The organism is Dactylosporangium cerinum (genome assembly GCF_042653625.1).
Classification (GTDB): Bacteria; Actinomycetota; Actinomycetes; order Mycobacteriales; family Micromonosporaceae; genus Dactylosporangium; species Dactylosporangium cerinum.
The window spans coordinates 302760-321785 of record NZ_JBHSIU010000011.1 but is presented as its reverse complement, the minus strand read 5'-3'; the positions used below and the strand labels follow the sequence as shown (position 1 = coordinate 321785).

The 19026-nt window shown below is 70.9% G+C and carries 17 protein-coding genes and 1 pseudogene; 6 read left to right on the top strand and 12 right to left on the bottom strand.

Annotation, left to right across the window (positions count from 1 at the left end; all coding sequences use genetic code 11):
• From ACFPIJ_RS10420 to ACFPIJ_RS10385, 8 genes and pseudogenes are all read right to left on the bottom strand, one after another.
• Entirely contained in the window at nt 1–954 is a 954-nt protein-coding gene (locus tag ACFPIJ_RS10420; protein ID WP_380114498.1) for a nuclear transport factor 2 family protein, read from the bottom strand.
• 80 nt (nt 955–1034) lie between these two features.
• The gene (locus ACFPIJ_RS10415; RefSeq protein WP_380114497.1) at nt 1035–1673 is read right to left on the bottom strand and encodes a TetR family transcriptional regulator; all 639 of its coding nucleotides are present in this window, start codon (nt 1671–1673) and stop codon (nt 1035–1037) included.
• 175 nt (nt 1674–1848) lie between these two features.
• A pseudogene (locus ACFPIJ_RS10410) lies at nt 1849–1947 on the bottom strand (DUF6223 family protein); the annotation flags it as partial.
• Between the two features lie 150 nt (nt 1948–2097).
• Entirely contained in the window at nt 2098–3987 is a 1890-nt protein-coding gene (locus tag ACFPIJ_RS10405; RefSeq protein WP_380114496.1) for a ricin-type beta-trefoil lectin domain protein, read from the bottom strand.
• A 190-nt stretch (nt 3988–4177) separates the two neighbouring features.
• Nucleotides 4178–5170 carry an ABC transporter permease gene (locus ACFPIJ_RS10400; protein ID WP_380114495.1) on the bottom strand — a complete coding sequence of 331 codons (993 nt, stop codon included), beginning with the start codon at nt 5168–5170 and terminating at the stop codon, nt 4178–4180.
• 25 nt (nt 5171–5195) lie between these two features.
• Entirely contained in the window at nt 5196–6209 is a 1014-nt protein-coding gene (locus ACFPIJ_RS10395; RefSeq protein ID WP_380114494.1) for a sugar ABC transporter substrate-binding protein, read from the bottom strand.
• Nucleotides 6210–6258: 49 nt separating this feature from the next.
• Complete coding sequence (locus tag ACFPIJ_RS10390; protein WP_380114493.1) at nt 6259–7263, bottom strand: ABC transporter permease; 1005 nt, start codon at nt 7261–7263, stop codon at nt 6259–6261.
• 5 nt (nt 7264–7268) lie between these two features.
• Nucleotides 7269–8765 (bottom strand): sugar ABC transporter ATP-binding protein, encoded by a 1497-nt coding sequence (locus tag ACFPIJ_RS10385; RefSeq protein WP_380114492.1) that lies wholly within the window; start codon nt 8763–8765, stop codon nt 7269–7271.
• Between the two features lie 121 nt (nt 8766–8886).
• On the opposite strand from ACFPIJ_RS10385, the gene ACFPIJ_RS10380 reads away from it, so the two are divergent.
• The 6 genes from ACFPIJ_RS10380 (at nt 8887) to ACFPIJ_RS10355 (ending at nt 14895) form a co-directional block, all read left to right on the top strand.
• Nucleotides 8887–9279, top strand: a complete 393-nt coding sequence (locus ACFPIJ_RS10380; RefSeq protein WP_380114491.1) for a hypothetical protein — start codon at nt 8887–8889, stop codon at nt 9277–9279.
• Nucleotides 9276–10808 (top strand): UxaA family hydrolase, encoded by a 1533-nt coding sequence (locus ACFPIJ_RS10375; protein WP_380114489.1) that lies wholly within the window; start codon nt 9276–9278, stop codon nt 10806–10808. The genes ACFPIJ_RS10380 and ACFPIJ_RS10375 overlap by 4 nt, the downstream gene beginning before the upstream one ends.
• Nucleotides 10805–11566, top strand: coding sequence for an SDR family NAD(P)-dependent oxidoreductase (locus ACFPIJ_RS10370; RefSeq protein WP_380114488.1), 762 nt, complete (start codon nt 10805–10807; stop codon nt 11564–11566). The genes ACFPIJ_RS10375 and ACFPIJ_RS10370 overlap by 4 nt, the downstream gene beginning before the upstream one ends.
• 67 nt (nt 11567–11633) lie before the next feature.
• Nucleotides 11634–12386, top strand: coding sequence for an SDR family NAD(P)-dependent oxidoreductase (locus ACFPIJ_RS10365; protein WP_380114487.1), 753 nt, complete (start codon nt 11634–11636; stop codon nt 12384–12386).
• Entirely contained in the window at nt 12383–13759 is a 1377-nt protein-coding gene (locus ACFPIJ_RS10360) for an FAD-binding oxidoreductase (RefSeq protein WP_380114486.1), read from the top strand. Before ACFPIJ_RS10365 ends, ACFPIJ_RS10360 begins: the two co-directional genes overlap by 4 nt.
• Nucleotides 13760–13866: 107 nt before the next feature.
• Nucleotides 13867–14895 (top strand): LysR family transcriptional regulator, encoded by a 1029-nt coding sequence (locus tag ACFPIJ_RS10355; protein ID WP_380114485.1) that lies wholly within the window; start codon nt 13867–13869, stop codon nt 14893–14895.
• Here ACFPIJ_RS10355 and ACFPIJ_RS10350 read toward each other — a convergent pair.
• From ACFPIJ_RS10350 to ACFPIJ_RS10335, 4 genes are all read right to left on the bottom strand, one after another.
• On the bottom strand, nt 14888–16003 hold the full coding sequence (locus ACFPIJ_RS10350) for a (Fe-S)-binding protein (RefSeq protein WP_380114484.1): 1116 nt from the start codon (nt 16001–16003) through the stop codon (nt 14888–14890). The genes ACFPIJ_RS10355 and ACFPIJ_RS10350 overlap by 8 nt on opposite strands.
• 56 nt (nt 16004–16059) lie before the next feature.
• Nucleotides 16060–16953 (bottom strand): amidohydrolase family protein, encoded by an 894-nt coding sequence (locus ACFPIJ_RS10345; protein ID WP_380114483.1) that lies wholly within the window; start codon nt 16951–16953, stop codon nt 16060–16062.
• A 154-nt stretch (nt 16954–17107) separates the two neighbouring features.
• Complete coding sequence (locus tag ACFPIJ_RS10340; RefSeq protein WP_380114482.1) at nt 17108–18220, bottom strand: DUF1996 domain-containing protein; 1113 nt, start codon at nt 18218–18220, stop codon at nt 17108–17110.
• A 187-nt stretch (nt 18221–18407) separates the two neighbouring features.
• Nucleotides 18408–19001 carry a TetR/AcrR family transcriptional regulator gene (locus ACFPIJ_RS10335; protein ID WP_380114481.1) on the bottom strand — a complete coding sequence of 198 codons (594 nt, stop codon included), beginning with the start codon at nt 18999–19001 and terminating at the stop codon, nt 18408–18410.
• Nucleotides 19002–19026: the final 25 nt, after the last annotated feature.

Below are 19026 nucleotides of genomic sequence, written 5' to 3'. Positions count from 1 at the left end.
TCATGCGGCGTACCCCATCAGGTCGGCGATGTGCAGGGTGTCGCAGTACTCGCGGACCTGCGCGATGCCACCGGGTTGCACGTCGACGACCCAGAGGTAGCGGTTCTGGTACCGCAGCCCGCCGCCGAGGGTCGCGTCGCCGCTCGCCTCGATGGCCACGAGCGTGTCGTCGACGACCCACCGGTGTGCGGTGACCGCGACGGCCGCGGACGCGTAGGCGCCGGAGGTAATCCTGGCCCGCATCGCGGCGAGCTTGTCGGCGATGGCGACGACTCCGTGGAAGGGGCCGTTGGCGGCGATGTCGCCGCGGCGGTGCAGCCGCCCGCGCTCGCGGTCCCGGCCGGAGTCCGTCCACCAGGTCGCGTCCGCCGCGAAGAGCGCCCCGAACGCGTCGATGTCCCCCTGCTCCAGCGCCGGCCACAACGCGAGGGCCAGTTCCTCGGCCCGGCCCGCCGGCTGTTGCCCGCCGGGCTCCGGCGCGTGGTCCAGGGTGGTGCGCGGGATCGGGGCGCCGCTTCCGACGACGTGCTGGGCGTGGACGGTGTCGAGGTATTCGCGCACCGACACGATCGCCCCGGCCGCGTCGACGTCGAACACGAAGGCGTAGCGGTTGGCGTACTCCAGCCCCGAGGCGTGCACGCCGTGGCCTTCGACCTCGATGACGCACAGGCCGGTGCCGGCGATGACCCGGCGCGGGATCTGCCGGCAGCCGGTCGGGAACGCCGCCGGCCCGAGGGACCGCATCAGGGCGAGCTTGTCGTCCATGCGCATCAGCCCGTGCAGCGGGAACCGGCCGCTGCCGCCGGGCGACACCGCCGGGTCGCCGCCGCGCCGGTCCGGCCCGCTGTCGACCCACCAGGTCGCGCCGGGCGCGCACAGCCGGGCGAGCCCGCCGAGGCTGCCCCGGTCCAGTGCCGTGACGAAGTCCATGCCTGCCCGTGCCGCCCGAGTCATGCACCCTCCATCATTCCGACTGGAAGGTATCTACCACACCGAGCGCGGCGCACTCAAGGGGCCGACCCCTTTTCCGCTGGTCAGGCGTACAGGCCCTCCAGGACCATGGCGCTGAACTGGCGGGCCACCTCGTCGACGCTGAGCGGGCCACTGAGGTTGAGCCACTGGTACGCCCATGCGCACATGCCGACGAGCCCGAAGGTGGCAATGCGGGCGTCGACGTCCGCGCGGAACACGCCCCGGGTCACCCCGTCCTGCACCATCCCGGCGAACGCGGCCTCGACCAGGTCCCGCTTGCGGGTCACCTCGGCGAACAGCTCCCCCGTGAGGTAGCGCCGCTCCTGATAGAAGATCGTCACGTGGGCCCGGTACTCGGCCACGCTCGTCAGGCTGAACCGGATCAGCTCGGCCACCCGCACCTTCGGGTCGTCGCTGCCGGCCTCGATCTGCTGGATCGCGGTGAGCTGGGCCTCCAGGTACTCCTCCTGGATGTGCCGCAGCAGGTCGTCCTTGCTTTCGAAGTGGTGATAGAACGCACCCTTCGTGAGCTGCGCCTGGTCCGCGATCTCCTGCACCGACGTCCGGTCGAAGCCGCGCTTCTCGAACAGGTCCAGCGCGCTCGCGACCAGTGACCTGCGGGTGTTCTCCGGGTCATACCCGTCGGCCCACCGCTGCCGGCGGCGGGTCGACTCCGGCCGGGCGGATGTCGCACGAGCCATCTACGGCCTCCTGAATCACGGCGGACGCCAACAGCCTACCGTCCGGTCGGAAGGTTACCGCGGGGCCCTCGAACTTTTCGCTCGACAGGTTACGGCGTCGCACCGCAGTTCGGGGCCCCGGTGGTGTTCGCGCCCATCGATGATTGGTTGCGCCGGGCTTTCCGGCGGCCGGTGGTCAGGCGGTACGGCGGGCTCTGGCCAGCCACACACCGCCGAGGAATGCGGCGATCGGGCCCAGCGCCACAGCCGCGTAGCCGCCGACCACGCCGTTACCGGTGCCACGATCTCGACGACGCGGGCAGCCGGATCCACCGTTTCGGGTTGCAGCGAGACCTTCCGCCGACCCGCGTGTGGGGTGTGGTCGGCAAACGCCGGGTGGTGGAGCGGACGGACTCGTGGATGACCCGCCCCACCACCCGCAGACTCAGATGAGCAGGTCGAACGACTCCCACGGACCGACGGCGGTGCGGTTGGCGATCAGCGGCTGGGTGCCGCCGGACTCCGCCGCCACGATCCTGGCGTTTGCGCGGGCGCGGAAGCTGAGGCTGAGGTCGGCGTTGTAGATGAGGTCGAACTGTTGGGCCGGGCCGATGGAGGTGCTGTCAGCGATCAACGACGATGCACCGCCGCTGGGGGCGCTGACGTACCTGCTGTTGGCGCGGGCGCGCAGGCTCACGCTGCCGTTGGCGTTGTCGATGACGTCGAACTGCTCCCAGCCGTCGGCGACGACCCGGTTGGCGATCAGCGGCTGCGCGCCGGCGGCCTCTGCGGCGACGATCCTGCCGTTCGCGTGGGCCCGAAGGCCAATCGTCGTGGCGAAGAGGCGCCACTTCTGGTTGGTGGCGCTGCCGCAGGCCCAGAGCCGAACATTGAGGGCGTTGGCCGGATCGGCGTCCAGGCAGAGGCGGGAGTCGACGCCGCGGATGGTTCCGTCGGAGAAGAAGCGCCACTTCTGGTTGTTGCCGCCCAGACAGTCGTGGATGACGACGCGGGTGTTGTTGGTCTTGCCGAATCCGAAGGCGTCAAGGCATTTCGTGCCGTTGTAGACCGTGATCGATCCGTTCGCCTGTCTGGTCCAGCGCTGGTTGTTGGCGTTCAGACAGCCACCGACCTGCAACTGGACGTCGTTGTTCTGGGACGATCCGGGGACGTCGAGGCAGGTGCTGGTGGCGACGTTGCGCAGCTCGGTCGTGGCGGCGCCGAGCCCACCCCACGCGTACTTGAGGCGGTCCATGGCCGTGGTGTTGGGGGTCCAGAGCGGCAGGTTGTTGGAGCTGCCGTCGAACGCACCGGCGAGCCTCAGGATGTTCAGCGTGTCATGATCCGGGGTCGTGGTGCGGCCGCCGATGACGTGGCACCAGATCGCACCAAGTTTGTTGTTGCGGACGAAGTCGGTGACGGCCCGCAGGTAGGCGACCTCCTTGTCGGTCGTGCCGCTGGGGGTGGTGTTGAAGTCGACGCCGGTGTCCGCCGACGCGCCGAACTCCTCGATGACCGTCCGTGCGGCGCAGTTGCCCACGAGGGTCGTGAGGTCGTTGTACCAGTCCGTGTAGGTGCGGTTGCCGTACGGGAAGGCGTAGCGGTGCAGGCCGAGGTAGACCCCGTCGAAGCGCGGGTCGTTGCACAGCGGCCGCAGGTCGCTGCCCCAGCCGCCACCATCGAGTTGGGCACCCTCGATGAACAGCCGGTTGGCGGGCATGCCGGCCGTCGTCATACGGGTGACCCAGGTGGCGGCGAAGTTCAGCCACTGGGTGGTGTTGAAGCCGATGGGCTCGTTGATCGGGTCGAAGTAGATCAGGTCGTTGGTCCGGTACCTGGTGGCCAGGGTGTCCCACATCTGGTTGTACGTGGCCAGGAAACTGGGCGGGACCATGTTGGTGCCGTCCTGGACCCAATAGCACAGGATGACCTTGAAGCCCCTGGCGGTGGCCGCGTCGATGACGCCGTTGTAGGTGTTCCAGTTGGTGGTGGCCGGGTTGATCGGCAGCCGGACGGTGTTGGCGCCCATGTCGTTCTGGAACGCCGCGAACATGGCGTCGGCCTTGCTCCTGGCGGCGTTGTAGTCGTCGTTCGGGGACAGCCCCTGCAGGACGAGCCGATCGGGCGTGAAGTTGTCGCCGAGGCGGGACCAGTGCACGCCGCGGAAACTGCTGGGGTCGAAGCCGACAGCGGCCGTGGCCGCGGTCGGGCCGGCCACCACGATCAGCGCGACCGAGGCCAGTGTGGTCAGTGCGGCCACGACCCAGGCCAGCGCGCGGCGTCCGGGCCGGGCGCCGGTGGGGACGGAGTAGGAGGTGGGGGGTGTGCGAGCCATTGGTATTCCTTCCAGCTCGACGGGCGGTGCGGCCAGATGGGAATCGGATGGCCGGTCAATATGGCGGGTGCCGGCCAGAAATGAAACTATCGACGCTTCTGGAATGCGTCGATCGTGTCTTTCGGAACTCATCAATCTGTATGGCGAATCGTCCCGGGTGCGCGCCACCGACGGCCGCACCCGGTCCGCATCAGACGCGGTGGGATCGCCGTCTGAGCCAACGCAGGAGTCCGTCTGCGGCAGCCGCCAGGAAGATGAACGCACCGGTGACGATCTGCTGGTCGAAACTCTGCAGTCCGAGCAGGCTCATGCCGTTGGAGAGGAAGCCCAGAAACAGCACGCCGATGCCGGTGCTGAGCAGGCTCCCCCGCCCACCGGCGAGGCTGGTGCCACCCAGGACCACCGCGCCGACGATGTTGAGCAGCAACGGACTGCCCATGCTGGCGCCTGCTCCGGCGAGTCCGGAGGTCAGCACGATGCCCGCGATCGCCGAGAACAGGCCGGCGATCGCATAGGCGCTCATCGTCGTACGGGCGACATTGACACCGGCGATACGGGCGACTTCGGGATTGGCGCCCACGTGCGTGAGGCGGCGGCCCCAGGCGGTGCGCGTCAACGCGATCTGCGCGAGGACATACAGCACGACGGCGAGCCACACGGCAGCCGGAATACCGCCGGGACCGTCAATACTGAAGGTAATCAGGCCGTCCGGCACCGGACCGATCGTCCTGCCGTGGCTGAGCAGGGTCGTGCCGCCGCTCACGAGATACAGCGCGGCGAGTGTCACGGCGAACGGCACGACGTTGAGTCGCGCCACCACGACCCCGACCACGAGCCCGATCACGGTGCCCGTGAGCAGTCCCGCGGCGATGCCCCCCGGTACGCTGCCGGTACTGGTGATGACCCACGCGCCGGCGACCCCGCCGGCGCCGATCACGCTACCGGTCGACAGGTCGATCCCGCCGGTCAGGATCACGAACGTCGCGCCGATCGCCGCGATGGCGACGACCGCCGACTGGCTCAGCACGTTGATCAGGTTCGACGATGTCAGCAGGCCGTCGGTCATGGCGCTCAGGACGACGATCAGCAGTATCAGGGCGGGCAGCATGGCGAGGTCCGCCAACCAGCCGAGGTGACGAATCCGATGGCTCAGGCGCGCCGGGCGGGCGGTGGAGGGCTCCACGGCGGAGCCCCCCACCCGTTGCGGATCAGGCTGCACAGCCCCACACCTGCACGCTGGTCGTGGCGTAGTTGGCCTGGTTCAGGGTCAGCCCCTTGGCCTGGACGGCCTTCGGCGTGACCGCCTGGCCGCCCAGCGCCGTGGTGATCGCGGCGATGGACTGCTTGCCGAACTCCTCGACGGGTGTGGCGATGTCGGCGTCCAGCGTCTTTGCCTGCATGGCCTTGCAGCCGTTCTGGTCACCGTCGATGGTCACCATGAAGACGTGCCTGGGGTCACCGATCGGCGCGAGCCTGTTGGCCGCGGTCAGCGCCGACTGCACGGAAGGAAGGAGGAAGTCGGACGGGACGTAGATCGCGTTGATCGAGGGGTCCTTCTGCAGCGCGTTCGAGGTTCCGTCGAGGGCCTGTTCCGGCTTCCAGTCGGTGGGGACCTGGCTGACGATCGTGATGTTGGGTTGGTTGGCGACTGCGGCGTTGAAGCCGTCGCGCCGGCCGATCGCGTTCTGGTCCGACAGGCCGCCGACCAGCTCCAGCACTTTCAGTGGTCTGGTCCTGGCCGCCGCGAGGAACTCGTCCGCGACCAGCTTGCCGTCGGCCACCGGGTCACCGGTGATCTGGAACGTCAGGTTCTGCTGGTCGGCCACCGCACGGTCGATCGCGAGGAACGGAATCTTGTTGGCCTTGGCCAGGCTGGCCGACGAGGCGATCTGCTGGCCGTCCTGCGCGATCACGATCACCGCGTCGACCTTCTTCGTCTGGATCAGGTCCTGGATCTGGGCGGCCTGCTTCTGGGCGTCCTGATCGGCGACGCTGAAGACGACGGTGTACCCGGCGGCGTCGGCGGCCTTCTGGATCGATGCCTTCTCCGCCTGGCGGATCGCGTTGAGCAGGTCGAAGCTCACGCCGATCGTGCGTTTCTTGCCGGAGGTCGACCCGCCCGAGGCCGATCCGCCCGGGTTGTCGGTCGAACTGCATGCACCGAGTGCGAGTGATGCCACGGTGACCACGGCCAGGTACGGCACAATACCGAACAGTTTCACGATGAGTCCCTCCGAATGTGTTTTCTGCATGGCTTCAGGTGGTGTGACGTCACGCCGCCGAACGTCCACCTGGGACGGACGGGCGGCGAGCGGTCAGCCCCATCGCGCGGGCGAGGTCTCGCCAGCGCGCTCCGGCGGCGAGGACCGCCGCGAGCAGGACGCCGCCGCGCACGATGTCGAACACGTAGGGCGAGGCGCCGGAGAAGACCAGGCCGGTCTGGACGGTCGTGAGCACCAGGGCACCCAGCACGGTGCCGCCGATGCTTCCGCGCCCACCGAACAGGCTCGTTCCTCCCAGGACCACCGCCGTGATCACGGTGAGCTCGAAGCCCTGGCCGATCGACGGCTGCACGGCGCCGAGTCGGGCGGTCTGGGTGAGGGAGGCGACGGCCGCCAGCAGACCGGCCAACGTGTAGGCGCCGACGAGTACCAGCCGGACCGGCACGCCGGCGTTGACGGCCGCCTCCGGGTTGGAACCTACGGCCTGGACGTACCTGCCGAAGGTCACGCGACGGAACACGAAGGCCCCGCCGAGCGCCACGGCCGCCGCGAGCAGGACCGGCGTCGGCACGCCGAGCAGGCTCCCGGTGCCGATGCCGCGCAGGTTCTCGGGCAGGTCGATGTTCTGCTGGCCGGTGATGTGGCCGCCCGCTCCGCGGAACACCTGCATCGCGGCGAGGGTCACGATGAGCGCGGGCACCCGGGTGAAGGCAACGGCGAGGCCGTTGATCAGGCCCATGAGGACGCCCGTCGCGCAGATGGCGGCGAAGACGACGGCCGTGGGACAGCCGACGACGACCCGGCTGGACTCGATCGCCGCGGCGAGGAACAGCATCGACCCGACGGACAGGTCGATCCCCGCGGTCATGATCACATATGTCATGCCGACCGCGGCGATGATGAGCGGGCTCGCCTGGATGGCGATGTTGCGGAAGTTGGCCACCGTGCCGAACCCGGGGTAGAAGCCGGCCAGCGCCAGCAACAGGACCGCCAGCACGAACAGCAACGGCTCACGTCGAACAGCCGCGCGGAGCAGCCCGTGGACGTCGCTCATCGGCCTCACGAGGCACCGCCCGTAGCGAGCCGGATCACGTTCTCCTGCGTGGCCTGCGATCTGTCGAGGACGCCGGCGAGGCGGCCGTCGTGCATGACCCCGACCCGGTGGCTGAGCCCGAGCACCTCCTCCATCTCGGAACTGATCAGCAGGATCGACGAGCCGGCGCGGGCGAGCTCGACGAGCAGCCGGTAGATCTCCGCTTTGGCGCCCACGTCGATACCACGGGTCGGCTCGTCGAGGATGATCAGGCGCGGCCGCCGCACCAGCCACTTTCCGAGGACGACCTTCTGCTGGTTGCCGCCGCTGAGCGAGCCCCCGTCTGCACCCAGGCCGCCGCGGGCGACCAGACGCACCTTGTCGGCCAGATCATCGGTCAGGCGGCGCTCGCCGCGGCCGTCGAGCCATCCGGCCCGGCAGACCGAGTCGAGATCGACGAGGGACAGGCTTTCGCGAATGGGCCTGTCCAGGAACAGCCCTTCGTGTCGCCGGTCCTCGGTGACGAACGCCATTCCGGCCGCGACGCAGGCACGGACGTTGCCGCGGCGCAACGGCCGTCCGCCCACCTCGACCCGGCCGACGGCGCCGGCCAGGCCGAAGATCGCCCGGGCGACCTCGGTGCGGCCCGAGCCCATCAGCCCGGCCAGGCCGAAGATCTCCCCCTCGGCGATGTCGAACGAGACACCCGAGACCCGGACGTCGTCTCCCAGCTCCCGCACCGACAGCGTCTTCGCGCTCCGGGGCGGCGGGGCCACCGGGTAGCCGCGGGCGAGTTCCCGTCCGACCATGAGCGTTTCGAGCGCGCCGCGGTCGAGCTCGCCGGTCGGCCGGTCCGCCACCACCTGCCCGTCGCGCATGACCACGACGCGCTGGCTGAGCCTGGCGACCTCTTCGAGGTAGTGCGAGATGTAGAGCACGGCGACGCCGTCGGCGCGCAGCTGCTCCACGATCCGCATGATGAGCTCGCGCTCGACGAGGTTCAGCGACGCGGTCGGCTCGTCGAACACGATGGCGCGGGGCTCGGCGGCGAGTGCCTTGGCGATCTCGACGAGCTGTCGCTGCCCGGCGGGCAGGTCACGAACGATCGTTTCCGGACCGAAGCCGGCGCCGACGCGTTGGAGCACGGGTGCGGCGGCGCGCCGCAGGTGTCCGGGGCGGACCGTCGCGCTGCCAGGGGCCCGGAGCCGATCGATGAGGATGTTCTCGGCGACGCTCAGGTCCGGGAACAGGCTGGTCTCCTGGTGCACCGTGGCCACGCCGGTGTGCCTGGTCCGCCCGGCCCCTTCGATCGCCGGCGCGCCGGCGAAGCGCACGTGGCCCGAGTCGGGTCGCAGTGTCCCGCCGATGATGTTCTTGATGGTCGACTTGCCGGCACCGTTCTCCCCGACCAGCGCGACGACCTCACCGTCGGCGACGGTGAACGAGACGCCGGCCACGGCGGCGATTCCGCCGAACGACTTCGACACGTTGCTGACCGCGATCGCCGGCGCGGGATGCGTCACGGTCAGCCCGCCGTCGGGGTGGACTCGACCCGGTTCCGACGACAGGTGGCCCGCACATCGTCGCCGGGCCGTCGGCGGTGCTCGTACATCAATGCCTCCAGTGCAGTTCCGTCAAGGGGGTGTGGGGAAACTGCGGGTATTGGCCGCATCCGCCGCCAAGGTGCCGCAGACGTTACGCCCGGCGATCATGCTGGTGAAGCGCATGTTTCAGCAGGCGACGATCCGGAATTCGGATCGCCGGCTCCCGACTTCCGTGGCCCTGCCGTATCGCCGATTGCCTTTCTCTGCCAGGCAATCAATGCGGTTTCGCGGGCGGGCGGCCCGACCCGATCCATTCGCGATACGGATGGCGCCGTTCTGCAACTCACGCTCCGTCGGGAGAAGGCAGGCGATCTATCGTCGTGCCATGGCACTCCCGCTTCAGGTTTCCGAATTCGACGAACGCAACAGGCTCGCCACCCGAATCGAAGCGGCCGCCGGCCCGATCCCGACGGCCCGGCCGGAGCTGCCATGACGGCAGCCACGCCGACCGACGTCGTGGAGCCGCTGGTGCCGATGGCGGGTGTGGACGACGTCGGGCTGGTCATCAGCGACGTCGGCCGCGGAACCTCCATCCGGATCCCGGCCGGTGTGGTGGCGGCGGTCGACGACATCCCGGCCGGGCACAAGGTCGCGGTCCGCGCCATCGCCGCGGGGGCACCAGTGCACAAGTACGGCGAGGTGATCGGCATCGCCCGGGCGGACATCCCGGCGGGCGCCCACGTTCACCTGCACAACCTCGGGGTCGGCGAGCACACCGTGCGTGGCGGGCCCTCCCGCGGCGCGCCGCCGGCGTGGCGCGCGCCGGTCGCGCCGACGCGCGAGCAGTTCATGGGCTACCGGCGCGCCGACGGCCGAGCCGCGACCCGCAACTACATCGCCGTGCTGCCGACCGTCAACTGTTCGGCGACGGTGGCCCGGATGGTCGCGCAGGCCGCCAACGTCACGCACGCGGGGGTGCCGGGGCTGGACGGTGTGATCGCGCTGACGCACGACCTGGGCTGTGGCATGGCCGAGGGCACCGCCGGCGACGACATCCTGCGCCGCACGCTGCGCGGCTACGCCGGGCACGCGAACGTCGTCGCGGTGTTGACGATCAGCCTCGGCTGCGAGATCAACCAGCCTGAGCACGTCTTCGGCGGGCACCGGTCCGGCGCAACCCTTGGCATCCAGGAACTGGGCGGGACCGCCGCCACCGTCAACGTCGCGCTGGCACGCATCGAGGAGATGGTCTCCGCGGTCGCGGCCCTGCGACGCGAACCCATCCCGATCGCCGAACTGGTGCTGGGATTGCAGTGCGGCGGCAGCGACGCGTACTCGGGCCTGACCGCCAACCCGACCCTCGGGGTGGCCGCCGACCTGCTGGTCGCGGCCGGCGGCCGGGTCATCCTCGGGGAGACCCCCGAGATCTACGGCGCCGAGCACCTGCTGCGCAACCGGGCCGCCACGCCCAGGGTGGGCCGGCGCATCGACGAGCTGATCGCCTGGTGGCACGAGTACACGGCACGCAACGGCGCGGCGCTGGACAGCAACCCGTCGACGGGCAACAAGGCCGGCGGTATCACGACGATCTGGGAGAAGTCGCTGGGCGCGGTCCTCAAGGCCGGCACCAGCGTGCTCAACGACGTCGTCGACTACGCCGAGCCGGTCACCGCCGCGGGGCTGACCTTCATGGACACCCCCGGCTACGACCCGGTGTCGGCGACGGGCATGGTGGCGGGCGGGGCGAACCTGCTGGCGTTCACCACCGGACGTGGCTCGGTGTTCGGGTCCCGCCCCACACCCTGCCTCAAAATCAGCACGACGAGCCGCCTGTACCAACACATGCGCGGCGACATGGATTTTGACGCCGGCCCGGCGATGTCGCGGGACGACCAGATCCACCATGGGGTCCGGCTGTTCGAGGCCCTGGTGGACATGGCTTCCGGCACGCCCAGCAAGTCCGAGGCGCTCGGCTTCGGCACCGAGGAGATCGTGCCCTGGCGGATGGGAGCAGTCGTATGAGGTTCAGCGACAAGGTAGCCGTGGTCACCGGCGCCGATTCCGGCATCGGCCGGGCGACCGCGACGCGGCTGCTCGCCGAGGGCGCCACCGTCTTCGCCGTCGACGTGCACCACACCCAGCCGTGGCCGGAGCCGGACGCGGGCCGCCTGCACCTGCTCGACCTCGACGTCGCCGACCCCGCCGCCGGCGAGCGGCTGGACGCCCACCTGCGGGCCGCGGCCGGGCACGTCGACGTGCTGGCCAACGTCGCCGGCATCCTGCACATCGCGCCATTCCTCGAGGTCAGCCGGGAGGACTGGGACCGTGTGCTCGCGGTGAACCTGACCGGCGTGTTCTTCCTGAGCCAGACCGTCGCCCGGCTCATGGTCGAGAAGAAGACGGCAGGACGCATCGTCAACGTCTCGTCGGTCCACGCCGTGGTCTCCGAGCCGAACGCCGCGCCCTACACGGCGACCAAGGGCGGGCTGGAGGCCATGACCCGCACGATGGCATCCGAGCTGGCGCCCCACGGCATCACCGTCAACTGCGTGCGACCCGGTGCCACCAGGACCGGGATGAGCGAGCCGATCTACACCGCGCAGATCGTGCGGTCCCTGCTGGCGAAAATCCCGCTGGGCGTGATCGCACCGCCGGAATGGGTGGCCTCGGCCATCTGCTACCTCGCCTCCGACGAGGCGTGCTACACCACCGGCGCCTGTCTCGACGTCGACGGCGGATACGCCATGGACGGCTCGCTGCCCGGAACGATCTACTCATGAGCGGGCGAATCATGGTGCGGCGCCTGTGGTGCCTCATGACGACGCCGAGCGCCGGCGAGGTGCCGGCATGAGCACAGTCGCCGTGGTGACGGGAGCCGCCTCCGGCATCGGCCGCGCCACCGCCGTGTGGCTGGCCCGCGACGGCTACGAGGTCGCCATGATGGACCTGGACGCCGCCGGCCTGGCCGGGACACGGGCTCAGATCGAAGGCGCCGGCGGCAAGGCGCACGAGTTCGCGATGGACCTGTGCGACCCGCTGGCGGTCGGTTCGACCACCCGGGAGATCGCGGTGACCATCGGCGCCCCGGAGGTGCTGGTGAACGTGGCCGGCGTCGGCGTGGCCGCGACCGTGCTGGAGACCAGCGACGAGGACTGGAGCCGCGTCCTCGCGGTGAACCTCACGGGTCCGTTCCTCACGACCCGGGCGACGCTGCCGCTGATGCTCGATCGCGGCAGCGGGGTGATCGTCAACATCGCTTCGGTGGGCGGCCTGGTCGGACTTTCACGCCGGGCCGCGTACTGCGCTTCCAAGGCGGGTCTCATCGGACTCACCAAGGCGATCGCCGTGGACCACGCCCGGGAGGGCATCCGATGTGTAGCGATCTGCCCCGGCACGGTGGAAACCGAGTGGGTCGGAAAGATCCTCGCCAACGCCGCCGATCCCGCGGCCGCGCGCAACGCGATGGCGGCGCGGCAGCTCGACGGCCGCATGGGCACGCCGGACGAGATCGCCGCCATGGTCTCCTTCGTGGCCGGCCCCGACGGCCGGTTCGTCAACGGGGCGGCCCTCGTCATCGACGGCGGGATGACGGCGGCATGAGCACCGCCATAGCCGCCGGCCTGGGCGGCATCGTCGGGGCGTCGAACGTGGAGATCCGCCCGGCGGCCCTCGTGCCCTACCGGACCGACGCGACGTTCGGCTTCTCCGGCATCCCATGGGCCGTCGTCCGGCCGGCCTGCGTCGAGGAGGTGTCGCGCGTCCTTGCCTGGGCCAACCAGCGCGGCGTCCCCGTCGTGCCCCGCGGCGCGGGCACCAGCCTCGCCGCGGGTGCGGTCCCGATCCGCGGCGGCATCGTGCTCGCGCTGACCCGCATGAACCGCATCGTGTCGATCGACCCGGTCGATCTGACCGCGGTCGTCCAGCCTGGCGTCACGACGCAGGACCTGGCCCGCGCCGTGGGCGAGCACGGCCTGCACTACCCACCCGACCCCGGTAGCCAGCGCGTGTCGACGATGGGCGGCAACGTCGCCACCAACGCCGGCGGCCTGCACGGACTCAAGTACGGCAACACCGGCGGCTACGTCCTGGGTGTGCAGGCCGTCCTCGCCGACGGTGAGGTCATCCGTGCGGGTGGCCGGCTGCTCAAGGACGTCGCCGGATATGACCTCGTCCGCCTGCTCACCGGCTCGGAGGGCACCTTGGCGGTGCTGACCGAGATGACACTTGCCCTGCGCCCGGCACCGGCGGCGAGCACCACCGCACTGGCGTACTTCGCCGACCTGGAGTCGGCCAGCGACGCCGTGCGCGGCGTCATCAGCGCCGGCATCCTGCCCGCCACCCTCGAGTTCCTCGACGCGAAATGCATACAGTCCGTCGACGCCTACGCGCACCTGGGCCTGGACACGACCGCCGGCGCGATGCTGCTCTTCGGCGACGACGGCAGCGACGCCGAGGTACGGCGCACGGTGTCGGCGATGGCGGAGGTGATGCACGCGCACGGCGCCTCCTCGGTCCAGGTCGCCACCGCCGCCGCCGAGTCCGAGGCCCTGCTGACCGCGCGCCGCTGCGCCCTGCCGGCACTGGCCAGGCTGGGCGGGGCGACCATGCTGGAGGACGTCGGCGTGCCGCGCTCACGCCTGCCGGAGCTGGTCCGCCGCATCGACGCGATCGCGGAGCGGCACAAGGTCATCATGGCGACCTTCGGCCATGCCGGCGACGGCAACGCCCACCCGGTCGGCTGCTTCGACCCTGCCGATCCCGGGCAGCGTGCACGGGTCACGGCCGCCTTTGACGACATCTTCGCCACCGCCGTCGAGCTGGGCGGCACGATCACCGGCGAGCACGGCGTCGGCGCGGCGAAACTGCCGTACCTGCAGGCACAGCTCGGCCGGCAGCAGATCGCGCTGCTGGCGCGGATCAAGCACGCGTTCGACCCGGAGGGCATCCTCAACCCCGGAAAGCTCGGATCATGAAGGTCGGCCGGGAATGTAGCCACACCGGCGGAGTTCGGCCTAGACTCCCACGTCGTGATGGACCCGGGATGTCAGCGCCGCCCCGCTCCGGTGCGGGCTGATCACCGATGAACGGCGTACCGCATCCGCCCGGCCGGGGACGTCCCGCTCCCGAGGAACGCCACGAGGACGTCGACGGCATCGAACTGGCACCACGCGACCCCCGGGATGCCATGTCGCTGCAAACCGCCTGGTTGCGCAGTTTCCTCGCGGTGGCGGACAAGGGCGGCTTCGGGGCCGCCACGCTCGCGCTGCACCTGTCGCAGTCGCGGGTCAGTGCCCACATCGCGGCGCTTGAGCATGCACTCGGCGTGACGCTGTTCGATCGCAAGGCCCGCCCGATCTGCACGACCGCGGCGGGGGAACTGTTCCGCGGCCACGCCATGACCGCCCTGCTGGAACTGCAGCGCGGCATCGAGGCGGTCCGCAGCACACTGGACAACGTCGTCGCTCACATGACGGTCGGCAGCTACCCCAGCGTCAGCTCCACCTACCTGCCGGCGGTGCTGCAGGAGCTGCACACCAGGCACCCGGGCGTCACCGTTGAACTGCACGAGGGCAACGCCGCGACGCTGGAGGAAATGGTCGCGAGCGGGGTCGTCGACCTCGCTTTCCGGCCGCTGCTGCCGAAGATGCGCGAGACCACCCTCTGCCACCGCACGATCTGGCGCGAGGACATCGTCGCGGTGATGCGTGAGAACGACCCCCTCGCCGAGCGGGCCTCCGTCAGCGTCGAGGACGTCCTGGCCCGTCCGCTGATCGGCAACCCGGCCGGCAGCGAGGAGGAGGGCGGCGGATTCGACGTCCGCAACACGCTCGGTGAGGCCGCCGGGCGGGCCAGCATCGCCTACCTGACCGACCAGCCGGCGACCCTGGTCGCGCTGGTGCGGGCCGCATTCGGCATCGGCGTCATCAACCGCCTCGCGCTGCAGACCACCAGCACCGAGGGCCTGACCATCCGCACCATCGACTCGCCCAGCGCGCACCGCAACGTCGCGCTGTTCTGGCTGCGCCGGCGAGCGGACAGCGCCGTGGTGAAGGCGTTCCTTGACGCCCAGGAGCGGGCGCCGCTGCCGCCCAGCGTGCTCGCTATGTGACGGCACCGCGCCGCACCGGCGCGGTCTCCCCACGCCGCGCACGGGACAGTTCAACCAGCTGCGCCAGGTGCAGGACCCGGATCGGCAGCCCGGCCCGGCGGACTGCACCGGCGAGCTGGCGTTGGCAGCCCGGGTTCACCACGGCGAGGACGTCGAGGTCGAGGGCGGCGAGGGCGGCGATCTTCGGCGCGAGCACCCGCCGGCTGTCCCGGCCGCGCAGGATGGCGTACGTGCCGGCGGCGCCGCAGCAGTCAGCGGCGCCCGGGACCTCGACGAGGTCTCCGAGCACGGCGAGGACGGCACGCGGCTGCGTGTGGACGCCGAGCCCGTTGCGCAGGTGGCACGAGTCCTGCAGCCCGATGCGGGCCCGCCGGCCGCCGACGGTGATCGGGTGCAGGCCAACGGCCCGTTCGAGCACGAGCTCGGCGTAGTCGAGCACACGGTCCCTGCCGACGACCGACGCGAGGTGCGCCGAACACCCGCCCGCGGTCGACACGACGCGCCCGCCACCCCCGGCGAACCGGCGCGCCATCTCCTCCCCCGCGGCCGAGTCACCGTTGTGGGCGTGCAGCGCTCCGCAGCAGCCCTGATCCGCGGGCACCTCGATACCGTCGAGGGTGGCCACCGCCGCCCGGCTGACGGCGGGGTAGAGGACCCGTTCGAAGCAGCCGAGCAGGAGCCGGTCGGCGTCCGGCCGGGCCGTCGCCGCGGTGGCGGGCGCCGCCCGCCGCAGGACACCTGCGATCCGGACGAGCCACGTCCGGGCGGCGAACGCGAGCAGCGGCCGGATCCGAAGCGGGCGGCGCCGGCCGGTCCATTGCGCGTCGCGCAGCCGCTCCAGCAGCCGGCCGTAGGGGACGTCGGCGGGGCACACGGGCTCGCACGCCCGGCAGCCGAGGCAGAACGAGCCCTGCTCGCGGGCGGCGGCGTCGAAGACGTCGACCTCTCCGCTGTCGACGGCCCGCATCAACGCGATCCGGCCGCGGGGTGATGCCGCCTCGTCGCCGGTCAGGCGGTACGTGGGGCACGCCGGCAGGCAGAAGCCGCAGGAGATGCACTGACCCAGGTCGGCCGGGTCGAAGGAGGACGGCCCGCTCACACTGATCACGCCACCGACGGTAGGTTCCAGGCGCCGATGCGCACAGCGCGAGTAGCGGCAGGCCGTCATCCGATATGCGGATCGACGGCCCGCGCCGGCGCACCGCCGATCCGGTACGCGCGTTGCGCGTTGCCGCCGAAGATCTGCGCGAGCTCGTCCGGGCTCAGGTCCGGCAACGCGGCGACGAGGCCGCCGATGACCGCGTCGTAGGAGCCGGCGAGCAGGCAGACCGGCCAGTCCGAGCCGAACAGCAGGCGCCGCGGCGTGAACCAGTCCAGCACGCCGTCGACGAACGGGCGCAGGTCCCGGGGCGTCCACGTGGCCCAGTCCGCCTCGGTGACCATCCCGGACAGCTTGCAGTCCACGTTCGGCTCGGCGGCGAGCGCGGGCATCCGCAGCCGCCACGGATCGTCCCGGCCCGCGGCGATGCGCGGCTTCGCGATGTGATCGAGGACGAACCGCAGCCCGGGGAGGCTCCGGACCACGTCGGTCGCCGCCGGCAGCTCACGCGCGCGCACCAGCAGGTCGAACGTGAGGCCGCGGCGCTGCACGGCGGCGAGGCCGCGGCGCACGTCGTCGCGGCGGAGCCAGTCCGGATCGGGCTCGTCGTGGACCTGGTGGCGGATGCCGACCAGCCAGCGCCCGGACGGCCCGTCGAGCAGCTCATCGAGGTCGTCGCCCACCGCCGGGGACATCAGGTCGACCCAGCCCACCACCCCGTGCACGACCTCCGTGGCCGCCGCCACCTGCAGGAACTCGCGGGTCTCGGCAAGACTGGAGATCGTCTGGACCAGGACGGTGCCGTCGATCCCCGCGGCGTCCAGAGCCGGGCGCAGGTCGTCGGGGCCGAACGCCCGACGGACCGGATCCATGGCGTCCCCCACCATCCACGGGTACGGGTACCGGGCCGGATCCCAGAAGTGGTGGTGCGCGTCGATGCGCTTCGCCGAGCCGTCCATCGGGTGCCTCCTCGTCGCTGACCGCCGGTCGCGTCCGGGAACAGCAGAGACAATTCAGACACGGGCGGACTCGGTTGACAACGCCGAATGCTGGATGGCGTCGTTCCGTTCGGCGGATCGACCCCGCCGGCGTCGGGCCCTCATGGCGGTCCGCCTACTTCTGGTATCCGTTGTTGTCGCAGGTCCGGCGCTGCAGCACGCAGTTCTTGGTGCGCTTGTTCATGGTGGCGACGTCCCACATCACGAACGCGTCGCCGTGCATCGACGAGGCGCTCTTGCCCTCCTTGTCCGAGGACAGGTAGTAGCCCTCCTGGGTGCCCTTCGCCCCGTACTGGATGTCGAAGGTGATCGCCGGGATCCGCACCGGATGGCTGGCCGGGCAGCCGTTGCCGGAACCGAAGGCCACGTGGTCCTTGTGGTTGGGGCTGTCCAGGTGCTTGCCGTCCCAGCAGTCCGGGAACTGCAGCATGAAGTGCAGGGTGGCGGGGGCGCCGCAGATGGGCCAGTTGCCGTTGGTGCTGCGGGCGACGCCGTCCAGGTCGCCCGGCCCGTAGAACGCGCAGTAGAACTGGCCGGTCGCGCCGCGCGGCGTCGGCTGCTGCTTCTTCGCGTCGCCGGCGATCATGCGCAGGCCGTTGGGCATCGGCATCTGGCCGGTCGAGTTGCTGCGCAGCGAGCGGTAGTAGACCCGGAAGCCAGTGGTCTCCACCGGCTTGTTGGTGCCGTTCTCATACAGCGTCGGCACCCAGTACGCGGAGTGGTCCTGGACCGGCTTGCACGTGGTGGCCGTGAACTTGGTCAGGTCCGCGGACCCCGTGCCGGCGTTGACCGCCTTGTTGCCGACGAAGGAGTGCATGTGCGAGGCGCCGGCAAGACCCGGGAAGACGATCGGGTCGTCGGCCAGGGAGTGGCTGTACTGGCAGTCGGCGCGGAACTCCGGCAGGTTGCCCACGCCGGCGGGGACGGGGTCGATCGCCAGCGCCTGGTAGGCGTCGGCCTGCGCCTTCCAGGCCGACCCGACCGGGATCCAGCCGTTCACCGCTGCCTGCTCCACGGCCCCAGCGGCGGCGGAGGCCTTCGCGGACGCCGACGGCGGCGTGGACGCGGATCCGGACGGCACCGCGCTGGGCTGGTCGCTCTGCCCGGACGGCGCCGGGGCGTAGCCGGCGGCGACGGTGTCCGCGTCCGCCGGCTCGGGTCCGCTGCCGCCGGTCAGGTACACCGCCGCGGCCGCGACGACGATCCCGGCCACGGCCACACCCGCCACCAGTCCGAGCCTCCCGCGGGTGAACCACCCACCAGGACGCGCAGACGGCTCGGGTTCGCGGAACGGGGGGTACGACACAGACACACTCCAACACGCAGGACACGACGGCCGCCGGTATCGTAAATGCGTCCCCTCGCGCTCCCAAGCGTTCTAATCCGACTTTAAAAAAGATCCGGACGAATGCCGGTCACCCCTCGGGCATCAGGCCGCTCACCAGGTCGCGCAGGGTCCGCTCGAGGCGGTCCGCGGCGCCGTGTTCGAGTGCGTTGAGGATCGGCTCGCTGTGCACGGTGGCGAGCAGGACGTGGGCGAGCATGTCGTCGTCGAGGTCCGGCCGCTGCTGGTGGATCAGCCGGCTGAGGTGGCCGTGCCACGCCCGGTAGACCGGATGCTCCTCGCGCGGCTCCTGCTCCGGTGCGGTGGCGACGGGCGCCGGGCCGAGGGCGGCGAGCAGTCCCTTGTTGCGGGCGACGAGCTCGACCATGGCGCCGAGGAAGGCCAGGAGTCGTGCGCGCGGCGGGGCGCCCTCCCCCAGTGGTGGCGGGCCGCCGGTGATCGCGGTCTGCAGGTCCTGGGCGCGTTCCTGCATGAGTGCGCGCATGAGCCCGTGCCGGCTGCCGAAGCGGTGGAACACCGTGCCCTTGCCGACGCCGGCCGCCGCGGCCACCTGCTCCATCGAGATCTGCTGCGGGTGATGGTGGGCCAGCAGTTCCTCGGTGGCGCGCAGGATGGCCGCCCGGTTGCGGACCGCGTCGGCCCGGAGTCGTTCCGGTTCGGTCACCACACACCTCGACAACTGGACCGTC